The 12,232-nt window shown below is 72.6% G+C and carries 15 protein-coding genes; 7 read left to right on the forward strand and 8 right to left on the reverse strand.

Translation table 11 applies throughout. From position 1 onward, the window contains the following. Positions 1 to 304: 304 nt before the first annotated feature. Both L2C96_RS43100 and L2C96_RS43105 read right to left on the reverse strand, forming a co-directional pair. Entirely contained in the window at positions 305 to 805 is a 501-nt protein-coding gene (locus L2C96_RS43100) for a polyadenylate-specific 3'-exoribonuclease AS (protein WP_020421002.1), read from the reverse strand. Between the two features lie 21 nt (positions 806 to 826). Further along, positions 827 to 1,588 (reverse strand): lysophospholipid acyltransferase family protein, encoded by a 762-nt coding sequence (locus L2C96_RS43105; RefSeq protein ID WP_020421003.1) that lies wholly within the window; start codon positions 1,586 to 1,588, stop codon positions 827 to 829. A 186-nt stretch (positions 1,589 to 1,774) separates the two neighbouring features. Here L2C96_RS43105 and L2C96_RS43110 point away from each other — a divergent pair, with 186 nt between their 5' ends. From L2C96_RS43110 to L2C96_RS43120, 3 genes are read left to right on the forward strand one after another with little or no spacing between them, the layout of a single operon-like run. After that, positions 1,775 to 2,545 (forward strand): alpha/beta hydrolase, encoded by a 771-nt coding sequence (locus L2C96_RS43110; RefSeq protein ID WP_237340182.1) that lies wholly within the window; start codon positions 1,775 to 1,777, stop codon positions 2,543 to 2,545. After that, positions 2,542 to 3,027 carry a hypothetical protein gene (locus tag L2C96_RS43115; RefSeq protein WP_237340183.1) on the forward strand — a complete coding sequence of 162 codons (486 nt, stop codon included), beginning with the start codon at positions 2,542 to 2,544 and terminating at the stop codon, positions 3,025 to 3,027. The genes L2C96_RS43110 and L2C96_RS43115 overlap by 4 nt, the downstream gene beginning before the upstream one ends. Next, positions 3,024 to 4,130 (forward strand): glycerate kinase, encoded by a 1,107-nt coding sequence (locus L2C96_RS43120; protein ID WP_237340184.1) that lies wholly within the window; start codon positions 3,024 to 3,026, stop codon positions 4,128 to 4,130. The genes L2C96_RS43115 and L2C96_RS43120 overlap by 4 nt, the downstream gene beginning before the upstream one ends. A 124-nt stretch (positions 4,131 to 4,254) precedes the next feature. Here the strand turns inward: L2C96_RS43120 and L2C96_RS43125 are convergent, their stop codons facing one another. From L2C96_RS43125 to L2C96_RS43135, 3 genes are read right to left on the reverse strand one after another with little or no spacing between them, the layout of a single operon-like run. After that, the gene (locus L2C96_RS43125) at positions 4,255 to 4,965 is read right to left on the reverse strand and encodes an MBL fold metallo-hydrolase (RefSeq protein ID WP_017983832.1); all 711 of its coding nucleotides are present in this window, start codon (positions 4,963 to 4,965) and stop codon (positions 4,255 to 4,257) included. Between the two features lie 10 nt (positions 4,966 to 4,975). After that, entirely contained in the window at positions 4,976 to 5,728 is a 753-nt protein-coding gene (locus tag L2C96_RS43130; protein WP_237340185.1) for a DUF427 domain-containing protein, read from the reverse strand. A gap of 28 nt (positions 5,729 to 5,756) precedes the next feature. Then, positions 5,757 to 6,332 (reverse strand): TetR/AcrR family transcriptional regulator, encoded by a 576-nt coding sequence (locus L2C96_RS43135; RefSeq protein ID WP_020421008.1) that lies wholly within the window; start codon positions 6,330 to 6,332, stop codon positions 5,757 to 5,759. 99 nt (positions 6,333 to 6,431) lie between these two features. On the opposite strand from L2C96_RS43135, the gene L2C96_RS43140 reads away from it, so the two are divergent. From L2C96_RS43140 to L2C96_RS43155, 4 genes are read left to right on the forward strand one after another with little or no spacing between them, the layout of a single operon-like run. Then, entirely contained in the window at positions 6,432 to 6,626 is a 195-nt protein-coding gene (locus L2C96_RS43140) for a DUF2795 domain-containing protein (protein WP_027936295.1), read from the forward strand. Between the two features lie 5 nt (positions 6,627 to 6,631). Continuing rightward, positions 6,632 to 7,636 (forward strand): DNA topoisomerase IB, encoded by a 1,005-nt coding sequence (locus tag L2C96_RS43145; protein ID WP_020421010.1) that lies wholly within the window; start codon positions 6,632 to 6,634, stop codon positions 7,634 to 7,636. Positions 7,637 to 7,664: 28 nt separating this feature from the next. Beyond that, positions 7,665 to 8,321 carry a HemK2/MTQ2 family protein methyltransferase gene (locus L2C96_RS43150; RefSeq protein WP_308191242.1) on the forward strand — a complete coding sequence of 219 codons (657 nt, stop codon included), beginning with the start codon at positions 7,665 to 7,667 and terminating at the stop codon, positions 8,319 to 8,321. Then, complete coding sequence (locus L2C96_RS43155) at positions 8,299 to 8,502, forward strand: CDGSH iron-sulfur domain-containing protein (protein WP_237340186.1); 204 nt, start codon at positions 8,299 to 8,301, stop codon at positions 8,500 to 8,502. The genes L2C96_RS43150 and L2C96_RS43155 overlap by 23 nt, the downstream gene beginning before the upstream one ends. 40 nt (positions 8,503 to 8,542) lie before the next feature. Here L2C96_RS43155 and L2C96_RS43160 read toward each other — a convergent pair whose 3' ends face one another. Genes L2C96_RS43160 through L2C96_RS43170 form a run of 3 tightly spaced genes read right to left on the reverse strand, consistent with a single transcriptional unit; the run spans position 8,543 to position 12,122 of the window. Further along, positions 8,543 to 9,529 (reverse strand): iron-containing redox enzyme family protein, encoded by a 987-nt coding sequence (locus L2C96_RS43160; protein WP_237340190.1) that lies wholly within the window; start codon positions 9,527 to 9,529, stop codon positions 8,543 to 8,545. Positions 9,530 to 9,570: 41 nt separating this feature from the next. After that, complete coding sequence (locus L2C96_RS43165) at positions 9,571 to 10,707, reverse strand: carboxylate-amine ligase (protein WP_237340187.1); 1,137 nt, start codon at positions 10,705 to 10,707, stop codon at positions 9,571 to 9,573. Then, complete coding sequence (locus tag L2C96_RS43170; protein WP_237340188.1) at positions 10,632 to 12,122, reverse strand: FAD-dependent oxidoreductase; 1,491 nt, start codon at positions 12,120 to 12,122, stop codon at positions 10,632 to 10,634. The genes L2C96_RS43165 and L2C96_RS43170 overlap by 76 nt, the downstream gene beginning before the upstream one ends. Positions 12,123 to 12,232: the final 110 nt, after the last annotated feature.

The raw sequence follows: 12,232 nt of genomic DNA on the forward strand, positions 1-12,232 counted from the left end.
TCGGCAACCGATTTGGCTGGGGATCGGGTTGCGGGAGAGGGGTGGTTCGGGGGGTGGGTGGCCTGGGTTGCCGGGTGCGGCTGCGGCGTGGCTCCGGGGTGGCTGGCCCGCGTCGCCGGGCGCGGCTGCGGCGTGGCTCCGGGGTGGCTGGCCCGCGTCGCCGGGCGCGGCTGCGGGGGCGGCCTGCGTTGCCGAGTGCGGCTGCGGCGTGGCTCCGGGAGGGGCGGCCCGCGTCGCCGGGTGCGGCTACGGCGTGGCTCCGGGAGGGGCGGCCGCGTCGCCCGGCGCGGCTACGGCGTGGCCGTCAGGCGGGGTAGCCCTTGCGTCGCCGCACTTCGTCGATGATGCGCCACCGCTCCAGGTTGAAGCGCGCGTCGGCGAGGGCGTCGTGCGCGTTTTGCGGCGGCAGGGGCAGCTTGGGCTTGCCCACGTCCTCCCACCGCTGCCGCAGGTCGCGCGTGAACCGGGGCAGCTGGCGCGGCAACTCGGGCATCGTGCCCCACAGCTGGGCCAGCGCGACATGATCGTAGGCCGCGTACCAGGCCCACAGCTCGATCCCACCCGGCGGGCGGCCGAAGAACTCCAGCAGGTCCGCCCGGATCTGGGCCCGGCTCCGCCACGCCTTGTCGGCAGGCGAGGGCAGCTTCGGCAGGACGTTCTCGCGCACCCACGGGCCGGCCTTGGCGGGGTCGAAGTCGGTGGAGACCGCGTAGAACTCGCGTCCCCGTTCATCCACGACACCGATCGACACCAGGTCGATCGTCACGCCGTCCTCGATGAATTCGGTGTCGTAGAAGAAACGCACCGTGGCACCTTAGTCAGGGGATCAACCGGCCTTGGTCTCCGGTACCCGGTCGGCGTCGGGCAGGCCACTCTGCGCAGGCACCACCGCGCGCACCCCGGCGGCCTCCGCGGCCATCAGCTCCTTGGCCTTCGCCGCGTAGATGTCGACGTACTCCTGGCCGGAGAGCTCCATCAGGGCGTACATGATCTCGTCGGTGATGGACCGCTCGACGAACCGGTCGCCGGACAGGCCGGCGTACCGCGAGAAGTCCAGCGGCTTGCCGAACCGGATCTCCAGCCGCCGCGGGATCCACATCTTCGAGCCGATCGGGTTGACCTTGTCGGTGCCGATCATGGCGACCGGGACGACCGGGACACCGGCCTCCAGCGCGACGCGGGCGACACCCGTCTTGCCCTTGTACAGGCGGCCGTCCGGGGAGCGGGTGCCCTCCGGGTAGATGCCGAGCAGGTTGCCCTCGCGCAGCAGCCGGATCGCGGTGTCCAGCGCGGCCTGCGCGGCCGAACCGCCGGAACGGTCGATCGGGATCTGGCCCGCGCCGGTGAAGAACCACTTCTTGAGGGTGCCCTTGACGCCCTTCTCGGTGAAGTACTCCTGCTTCGCCGGGAAGGTGACGCGGCGCTTGACGCGCAGCGGCATGAAGAACGAGTCGGCGACCGCGAGGTGGTTGCTCGCGAGGATGGCGCCACCGGTCTCCGGGACGTTCTCCACCCCGGTCACCTTCGTGGGCCACAGGAGCCGGAGCAACGGCCCGAGCAGCACGTACTTCAGCAACCGGTAAAGCACCGGGACGCCCTCCAACCTGCCCGAACAGCCTGCCGGAACCAGAGTAGGAAACGCCGTCCAACCGCACAACGGCCGCACCCGCAGTGGGCGGGAGGTCACAGCCGGGGGACGTCGTCCGACGGGCGCTCCCGGAGCGGCCCGGGGCATGCGACGATGGGGCCGCGTTGGAGGAGAAGGGCGGATGCCATGCCTGTGCTCGCCGGTGCGGAACCGTTCGCGCACACCGGTTCGGCCGAGGTCGGGGTGCTGCTGTGCCACGGTTTCACCGGCACCCCGCAGAGCCTGCGGGGCTGGGCCGAGCACCTCGCCGCGCGGGACTTCACCGTGCGGCTGCCCCGCCTGCCGGGACACGGCACGACGTGGCAGGAGATGAACAAGACCGGCTGGCCCGAGTGGTACGGCACGGTCGAGCGCGAGTTCCTGGACCTGCGGGAACGCTGCCGGTCGGTGTTCGTGTTCGGCCAGTCGATGGGCGGCACGCTCGCGCTGCGGCTGGCGCAGCGGCACGGGGGCGCGGTCGCCGGACTGGTGCTGGTCAACCCCTCCGTCACGCGGCTGAGCTGGGACACCAAGCTGCTGCCCGTGCTGTCCCGGGTGGTGCCGTGGTCGCGGGGCGTCGCCAACGACATCGCCAAGCCGGGCGTCACCGAACTGGCCTACGACCGGGTGCCGGTGCGGGCGGCGGCGAGCCTGGCGCGGCTGTGGAAGCTCGTGCGGGCCGACCTGCCGCTGGTGACGCAACCGCTGCTCCTGCTGCACTCGCTCGTTGACCACGTCGTGGAACCCGAGAACGCGCGCATCGTGCTGGACAACGTGCGCAGCCGGGACGTGACGGAAGTGGTGCTGGAGAAGAGTTTCCACGTCGCGACCCTGGACCACGACGCGCCGCTCATCTTCCGGCGTAGTGTCGAGTTCGTGGAAGCGGTCCGTGACCCGGGGCAGGTGGGGGCCCGATGAACTCACGCGTACCCGACCCCGAGGACGTCGACGCCACGTTCGCGGCGATCGTCGCGGACCTGCGGGCCGAGGGGGTCGGCCTGATCGACGACGACGTCGAGGCCGAACGGGCGCCCGCGCGCCCCGAGCCGGCCGAGCCGGAGAAGCCTGCCGAACCGGAGAAACCGGCCGCCGAGGCGAGCTGGCGCGGTGGTGGCACCCCGTGGGAGGACACCGTGCTGGGCGACGACCCGGCCGGTTCCGGGGATGACGAGCACTACGTGCCGCCGGAGCCGCCGCCACTGCCGCGACCGGGCAAGGGCGCGTTCGTCGTGCTGCTGTTCTTCGTCGTCGGGCTGCTGTTGCTGATCGTGCCCGGCGTGATCGGCGTGAGCACCACCGTCGCGACCCCGCTCGGGATCCTGGCGCTGGCCACCGCGATCGCGTTGTTGCTGCTGCGCGTGAAGCAGGGCCCGCCGGACGGCGACGGGGCGCAGGTGTGACGCGGGTCGTCGTCGCGCCGGACAAGTTCAAGGGCACGCTGCCCGCCGACGCGGTGGCCGCCGCGATCGCGGCCGGGCTGCGGCGCGGGCGGGCCGAGGTCGAGGTGCTGGAGTGCCCGATCGCCGACGGCGGCGACGGCACGGTGGCCGCCGCGGTGGCCGCGGGCTTCGAGTTCGTGCCGGCGCGGGCGGGCGGACCGGTCGGCGAGCCGGTCGACACGGGCTACGCGCGCCGGGACGGCACGGCGGTGATCGAGCTGGCGGCGGTGTCCGGGCTGGCGTTGCTGGACGAGCTGGCGCCGCTGACCGCGACGACGCTCGGGGTCGGCGAGCTGATGCGCGCCGCGTTGGACGCCGGTGCGTCCCGGCTCGTGCTGGGCCTCGGCGGAAGTTCGAGCACCGACGGCGGGACCGGGCTGCTGCGGGCGCTCGGCGCGCGGCTGCTGGACGCCGACGGTGCGGAGCTGCCGCCCGGCGGGGCCGCGTTGCAGCGCCTGGCGCGGGTGGACCTGGACGGACTGGACCCGCGGCTGCGCGAGGTCGAGCTGCTGGTGGCGAGCGACGTCGACAACCCGCTGCTGGGCCCGCACGGCGCGGCGGCGGTGTACGGGCCGCAAAAGGGCGCTTCGCCAGAGGACGTCGAGCTGCTGGAGTCAGCGTTGCGGCAGCTGGAGGGGGTCGTGCGGGGGTCCGGGGTCGACGTGGCGAACGTGCCGGGCGCGGGCGCGGCCGGTGGGACGGGTTACGCGCTGGCGATGCTCGGGGCGTCGTTCCGGCCGGGCATCGACGTGGTGCTGGAGCTGACCGGGCTGACCGAGAAGCTGCCGGGCGCGGACCTGCTGATCACCGGCGAGGGCTCCCTGGACGAGCAGACCCTGCGGGGCAAGGGCCCGGCTGGCATCGCCGCGGCGGCCGCCGAGCGCGGGATCCCGGTGGTGGCGCTGGCCGGGCGGAACACGCTGTCGCCGGAGGCCCTCCGGTCGGCGGGCTTCACCGCGGCGTACGGGCTGACGGACATCGAGCCGGACGTGCAGCGCTGCCTGGCCGAACCGGCGCCCCTGCTGGAGCGGCTCGCCGAGCGCGTGGCGCGGGAGTACCTCTAGCCGCCGGGCATCGGTGAGGCCGGCCAGCCGCGGGCCTGCGTTGCCAGGCACCGACCACGGCCCGGACCCGGACCAAGCCCCTCGCCTCCTCGAACACATCGCCGAGCAGGCCGCCCCGGCTCTCCTAGCCGCCGAACATGGTGCGCCACTCGTCGAGGTTGCGGGGGCGGTAGACGAAGTTGTTCTCCTTCACCGACGACAGCGAAGCCGACGGCGCGGCCGAGTACTGGTGCCCGGGGTAGACCACCGGGTCGCCCGGCAGGTCCGCGAGCCACCGGAGGCTGTGGTACATCGCCTCGGCGTCGCCGCCGGGGAAGTCCGTCCGGCCGCAGCCCTCCAGGAACAGGGTGTCCCCGGCGACGAGACGGCCGTCGACCAGGAAGCACTGGCTGCCCGGCGTGTGGCCGGGCGTGTGCAGCAGCCTGATCGACACCGCGCCGACCTCCACGACGTCGTCGTGGTCGTGTCCCGTCAGGTCCGTCGCCGACACGCCGGTGACCCGCTGGACCCACTCCGTCTCGTTGCGGTTGACGTGCACCGGCACGCTCTCCCGGGCCAGCAGCTCGGGCAGCCCGGCCAGCGTGAAGCCCATCATGCTGCCGCCGACGTGGTCGGGGTGGTGGTGCGTGGCCAGCACCCCGGTCAGCCGCATGTCGTCGGCGGCCAGCACGTCGAGCAGGTCCCCCACCGCGTACGCCGGGTCGACGACCACCGCCTCCCTGGTCTCCCGGTCGCCGATCAGGTAGGCGAAGTTGACCATCTGGGTGGCCACCGGGTCGCCCACCGCGAAGTCGCGGCCGGACAGCAGCTGGCGGAAGTACAAGCGGTCGGACATGCCCCGAAGACTAGAACTTCGTCTTCGGCCGCTCCTGCTTCACCCCGTCCAGGTACACGTCGACCTTCTCGTCGTAGAAGGCGACCAGCCCCTGCACCTTCTGGCTCTCCGGCAGCGGCGACCGGTAGTACCAGACCACGTCCTCGTGCAGCCGGTCGCCGACGCGGACGGAGTAGTACGAGGCCTCGCCCTTGTACGGGCACCGGGTGATCGTGTCGCTGGGCTCCAGCAGGTCGAGCCGGACGTCGGTCTTGGGCAGGTAGTACCGCGTCGGCAGGCCGGTCTCGAACAACAGCCGCGGGCTGCGGGACTCGGCCACCGTCACGCCGTCGATCTCGATGCGGACGTGCCGCGAGCTGGCGAGGATGTCGACGCGCGTCCGCGGGTCGCGGGGGTGCACGAAGATCTCCTCGTCCTCCTCGAACCACGCGTCCATCGCGGGGAAGTCGAGCCGCACGTGCCCCTTGAGCGCGTCCAGCGGCGAGTCCTGGTACTCCAGCGCCGCGCCCGCCACCTCGCGGTCGCCCACCCGGACGGTGAACACGTCGGCGTCGCCACGGCTCGGCGAATGCGCCGTCTCCCCCGTGGCGACCAGGTACTCGGTGCGCACGTCCGCACGCGGGACGTAGTAGACCGGGTAGTACGGGACTTCCCACACCATGAGCGGGCGCAGCGTGTCGGCGACGACCTGGCCGCCGAAGACCGCCCGTACCCGCTTGGTGCCCGGCTCGGTCCGGACCCGGCCACGACCATCGGTTGTCATACCGGTCGCAACCACGACGGGCGCGGGCTTATTTCCGGTGCCGCGCCAGCAGGTCACGCGCCATTTCCCGGGCCCGCACGGCGGCGTCGGCGTCCCCTTCGGCGGCGGAGACGATCGCGCCCTTCATGAGCAGGTGCCAGGAGCGGGCGAGGTCCTCCGGCTCGGCCAGGCCGGCCTCCCTGGCCAGGCCGGCCACGATGCCGCGGATGGTGTCCAGGTGCCGGATGCAGGCCTGGCCGAGCGGGTGGTCGGCGCCCATTTCGAGCAGGACGTTGACGAACGCGCAGGCGTCGAAGTCGGCCGGCGAGCGGAACCAGTCGTCGAGCACGTCGAAGATCGCCAGCAGCCGGTCCTCCGGCGTCTCGCCGCGGGCGCGGGCCTGCCGTTCGATGAGCCCCACGGTCCACCGCTGCTCACGCCGGTCGAGGAAGGCCAGCACGAGGTCGTCCTTGGACGGGAAGTGCCGGTACAGCGTCGCCTTGGCGACCTGCGACCGCGCGATCACCTCGTCCACCCCCACCGCGCGGATGCCGCGGCGCGAGAAGAGCTGGTAAGCGGTCTCCAGGATCCGCTCACGGGCACCGGCTGGCAGGGTGGTGGTCATGGCGCGCCGATGATAACCCGGCAGAACCGTGTTCGGTACCGTCGGACAGACCGGTCTGATCGGCCGTTTGCCGGGGTGGACCGGGGGTATCCGGCGACCATGACCACGCCCGACCCCGACCGCCTCCGCACCCTTCTGTCCGAAGTGGACTTCCCGTGCGACCGGGCCGAGCTGATCCGGCAGGCGACCGCGCACGGCGCGGACGACAGCACACTCGGGCACCTGGGCGCGATCCCGGACTCCACCTACCCGGACCTCGACGCCGTCACCAGCGCCTGCACCCGGATCACCTGACGCCGATGCGCCTGCGCAAGAGCAAGCTCTCCGAACCCGGGATCCGGCGGCAGCGCAGCGGCCGCGGCTTCCGGTATTTCACCCCCGAGGGGGAGCCGCTCCGCGATGAGGAAACCCTGCAGCGGATCAAGAGCCTCGCCGTGCCGCCCGCGTGGCGCGACGTGTGGATCTGCCCCCACCCGAACGGCCACATCCAGGCGGTCGGCACCGACGACGCCGGCCGCCGCCAGTACCGCTACCACGACCGCTGGCGCCAGGCGCGGGACGAGGAGAAGCACGAACGCGTCGTCGAACTGGCGAAACGGCTGCCGAAGTGGCGTCTGCGCATCGCCGAGGACCTGGCCAGGCCGGGCCTGGGTTGCGAGCGCGTGCTGGCCGCCGCGCTGCGGATGATCGACCGCGGCGTGTTCCGGGTCGGCAGCGAGGAGTACGCCGAGAACAACGGCACCTACGGGGCCGCGACGCTGCTGCGTGAGCACGTCACCGTGAAGCGGGACGAACTGAACTTCTGCTACCCGGCCAAGGGCGGGATCGAACGCGACATCACGCTGACCGACCCCGACCTGGCCGCCGTGGTGAAGGCGTTGCGCAGGTCGCGCACCGGCAGCGACCGCTTGTTCGTCTACCGCACACCCAACGGGTGGCACGAGGTCCACGCCGACGAGATCAACGAGCACTTCAAGGAGATGGTCGGTGACGAGTTCACCGTCAAGGACCTGCGGACGTGGAACGCGACCGTCCTCGCCGCCACCGCGTTCGCCGTCGCCGACGAGGTGAAGTCCCAGCGCGGGCTGAAACGCACGCAGGCCGCGGTGATGCGCCAGGTTTCCGAGGAACTGGGCAACACACCGGCGGTCTGCCGCAAGTCCTATGTAGATCCACGCATCGTGGAGGCGCACGCGAACGGCAAGACCATCGCCTCCGCCGTGCGCCGGATCGGCGGGGTCCGCGGCGACGAGGACCGCGAGGTGCTGGAGCGGGCCGTCATCCGTCTGCTGGGCGGAGTTTGACTTCTCCCGCCGGTGGTACCTGCAACAGGTGAAACTGCTGAGACTTCCCGGGGTGTACCGGCCGCAGGCGGACACCTGGCTGCTGATGCGCGCGATGCGGGAAGCGCGCCTGCCGGCCGGCGCACGGGTTCTCGAGGTGTGCACCGGCACCGGCGCGCTGGCGATCGCCGCGGTCCGCAATGGAGCGGCGAGCGTGACCGCCGTGGACCGGTACCTGCCCGCCGTGCTGAGCGCGCGGTTCAACACGCGGGTGCGCCGCCTGCCCGTGGAGGTCCGGCACGGCGACCTCTCGCAGACCATCGAGGGCGCGCCGTTCGACGTCGTGCTGGCCAACCCGCCCTACGTGCCGTGCGAGTCCGACGAGGACCCGGACGGCGCCGCGCTGGCCTGGGACGCGGGCGCGGACGGGCGCAAGCACCTGGACTGCCTGTGCGACCGGGCCCACGACCTGCTCACCCCCGGAGGGACGATGCTGGTGGTCCATTCGTCGCTCTGCGGGATCCGCCAAACGGTGGAAATGCTGCGGGACAACGGCTTGAAGGCCTCGGTGGTGGCGCGGGCGATCGAGCCGTTCGGCCCGGTGCTGCGCGGCCGCGCCGACTTCCTGGAACGCGCCGGGCTCATCGCGCCCGGCCAGCGACACGAGGAACTGGTGGTGATCCGTGCCGACCGGACGGAACGCTGAACCCCGCAAGGTGACGCTCGTGGACGGCGGGCCGGTGCTCGTGGAGGGGCCCGTCGAGCTGGAGATGCCCGACGGCACGGTCGCCCGCTCCGACCGGTTCATAGTGGCGTTGTGCGCGTGCCGCCGCAGCAAGCGGTACCCCTTCTGCGACACCAGCCACCGCAAGCGCGTCCGGAACTGACGAGGAGCGGCGGGCCCCGGGTCCGCCGCTCCTCCGCTGTCTACAGGGGCTTGCGGAGCGCGCTGCGGCCCTGCTGCCACGCGCCCAGCACGTGGTCGGCGAAGCGCTGCTCCACCAGGTCCGTGGCCTGGATGCCGAACACGATGTCGCCGGCCAGTTCCGGTTCGGTCGCCAGCAGTCCGCCGAGGACGTCCCGGCGCATGACCTGCTCGTGCACCGCGTCGGCCTCGATGTGCTCGGTGTAGAAGTACCGGCAGCGCTCGTCGGCGTCCAGGCGCCGCAACGCCTTCTCCATGCGCTGGGCGCTCGGCGCGGTGGTGATCTCGGCGGCGGCGAAGTGCCCGGCCAGCGCGGCGCGGAACCGCCGGTGCAGGCCGAACAACGACATCATGTTGACCACCGCGAGCATGCACGCCGGGGCGTGCTCCAGGTAGTGCAGGTACTGCGAGTTCAGCCCGGCGCCGTCGAGCAGGTCCGCGTAGAGCTGGGCGTGCACCTGGTCGGCGCGGCCGCCGCCGTACTCGTCGAACTCCACGGCCACCAGCGCTGCCTTCGGCTTGCCACGCAGCCGCGGGATCACCCACGCGTGGGGATCGGCCTCCTTGTGGTGGTAGATCGAGCGCAGCACGAAGTACTCGCGGACCTGGTCCCAGGTGCCCTCGGCGGCGAGGAAGTGCGACAGGCCGGCGCCGTTGACCGGCTCGACCAGCAGCGGCGCGAGCGCCTCTTCGACGTCGTCGCCGCCGGGCGTGTGCGCGCGCAGCGCGGCCAGGAACACCCGCTCCATGGCGGCACGCAGGCGCAGCAGGTCGGGGTCCCACTCCCAGTCCGGGTCGACCCCGGTGAACCCCTGGTAGTGCAGTTCGTAGCAGACGTGCAGGGCGAGCTGCAGGTCCTCGCCGAACGGGTCGGCGTCGGCGGTCTCCGGCAGCTCCGGGAAGTCCCCGCGCTCGTCGCGGCCGAGTGCGTCGATCACGGCCTCCGACAGCGGTCCTCTGGCCGCCGGGAGGGCAGCCGAAAGCGTCATGGCAGTCGTCACGACGCACGGTTACCCCTGGCGGCCGCCTATCAACCCTGGTGGGTGAGGGTGGCGAGCAGGGCGGGCAGGCCCGCCGCGACGGCCTTGCGTTGGCGACGGGCGCCGCTGCCCTCGCGGCGCAGGCGTTCCAGGACGATCGCCACCAGATCCCGGTCCCCGGTCTCGTCCAGGGCGGGCGCGACGAACTCGACGAGCTCCTCGACCAGTTCCCAGGCCGGCACCCGGCAGGCACGCAACGGGTGCACTCCCTCGCCGTCGATGCCGTCCCGGGCCGCCGCCCACAACGCGGCCGCGCCGACCTGCTCGGACATCTCCGGCGGCGCGGTGTCCGTGGCGAGCGCGCGCCGCACCAGTGCGCGGGACAGCACGGCCTGCAGCACCGCCTCGTCCACAGTGGACGCCGCGTCGGCGACCCGGAACTCCAGCGTCGGGAACGCCGTGGACGGCCGGACGAGCCAGAACGACATGGACTCGTCGACGAGCGCGCCGCAGTCCACCAGCCGCCGCACCTCGGCGCGGTAGGCCGCGTGGTCGGGGAAGTGCGGCGGGATCCCGGCGCCGGGGAAGCGGGACTGCTGCACCATGCGCCAGCTGCCGTAGCCGGTGTCGCGGCCGTGGTCGAACGGCGAGTTCACCGACAGCGCCAGCAGCGTCGGCAGCCACGGGCGCAGGTGGTTCATCACCACGACCGCGGTCTCCGGGTCCGGCACGCCGACGTGGACGTGGCAGCCGCACGCCTCGTAGTCGGCGACCATGCCGCGGTAGATCCGGTCGATGTCACCGAACCGGCCGTCCTGGTTGTCCGATGTGGACGGACCGGACAGGACAGGGGTGCCGCAGGAGGCGACGACCGCTCCGTGCACGCGGGCCGCATCGGTGAGGGCCTTGCGGCTCCGGACGAGCTGTTCGCGCAGCTCCCGCGCGCCGGTGCACACGCCGGTCGCGGTCTCGACCTGGGTGGCGCGCAGCTCGCGGTGCAGTTTGGCGCCGGGCGGCAGCGGCGGGTCCGCGGCCAGGATCGCGGCCGCCCGCGGCAGGGTCGCACCGGTGGCGGGGTCGAGGAGCAGGAACTCTTCCTCGACGCCGACGGTCAGGCCGGCGGCAGCGGGCGGGTCGCCGGGCCCTGGATCACCGAGCCGTCCGTGGCGAATCGCGATCCGTGGCATGCGCAGTCCCAGGTCTTCTCGGCGTTGTTGAACGCGACGACGCAGCCGAGGTGGGTGCAGCGGGCGCTGACCTCCCGCAGCTGCCCGTCCTCGCCGCGGTAGGAGGCGACGACGTCCGCGCCGCGGCGCGACACCTTGGCGGTCCCCGGGGCGAGGTCGCCTGCGGTGGAGGTGAGGGCGCGGGTGTACCCGGTCACGTACTGCTTGCCGACCTTGGCCCCGTCCTCGGCGAGGGTGACCGAGGACTTCAGGTCGAAGCGGTTCGGGTCGTAGAGGTTCGCGGCGGGGTGGTCGCCGCCCGTGATCAGCTCGGTCAGGACGAGGCCGGCGGAGGTGCCGCCGGTCATGCCCCACTGGCCGAAGCCGGTCGCCACCCACACGTGGTGGGTGGCCGGGTGGTAGCGGCCGATGTAGGGCACGTTGTCGAGGGTGGTCATGTCGTGCGCGGACCAGCGGTGGGTGGCCTTGGTGACGCCGAAGGTGGTGGCGGCCTCGGCGAGACGCCGGTAGCGGGCCTCGACGTCGACCGGCTCGCCCGTGCGGTAGTGCTCGCCGCCGACGATGACGTAGTGGCGGTCGCCCTCGGTGTGGCCGCGGATGGACCGGTGGGTCACCGCGTCCAGGTACATGCCGGGCGGCGCCTCCCCTTCGCCTGCGACGACCAGGTCACGGGTGATGTCGAGGCGCGCCCAGTACAGGCCGCGGTCGAAGATCGGGTAGTGGGTGGCCACGACGACGTCGCGGGCCTTTACCTCGCCGCGGTCGGTGTGCACGACCGGCGAGGGCCGTTCGTCGAGCTTGCGGGCCCGGACCCGTTCGACGATGCGCCCGCCGAGCCGCTCGATGTGGTCGGCGAGGCCGAGCAGCCAGTGGCGCGGGTGGAACTGGGCCTGATCGACGAACCGGACGGCGCCGACGGTGGTGATCGGCAGGTCGACGTGCTCGACGAAGTCTGCGGGCAGCCCGGCCTCGGCGGCGGCGTCGGCCTCCTGCTGGAGCTTGCCCAGCTGGGAGCTGTCGGTGGAGTAGACGAAGCTGTCCCGCCGGCGGAAGCCGCAGTCGATGCCCAGTTCGGAGGACGTGCGGGCCACCCACTCGATCGCCTCCAGCTGGGCGCGCCCGTACCTGGTGGCGGCGGGCTTGCCCTTGCGGGAGGTGAGGGTGGCGTACTTGAGGGCGTGCTGGGCGGACAGCTTCGCGGTGGTGTGACCGGACACGCCCGACGCGACCTGGGCCGCCTCCAGGACGACCACCGACTTGCCGGCACGAGCGAGCCCGTAGGCGGTGGTGAGACCCGCGATACCGGCCCCGATGACGACGACGTCCGCCTCGGCGGGCAGATCCCGCCCGGCCCGGTCCGGCGCCGGCGCGGTGTCCACCCACAGGGAACGCGGTTCAGGCAGCTCGATGCTCACGGCCCAGATTGCCCCAGGTAGAGCGGCGCGAAACGCCGTGCCCTAACCCAAGGTAGCTGGGTGGTCATCCCGTCGCCTGACACTGGACGATCACCTTGAGCCAGGGCCGC

This window comes from Amycolatopsis tucumanensis (assembly GCF_021654135.1).
Taxonomy (GTDB): Bacteria; Actinomycetota; Actinomycetes; order Mycobacteriales; family Pseudonocardiaceae; genus Amycolatopsis_E; species Amycolatopsis_E tucumanensis.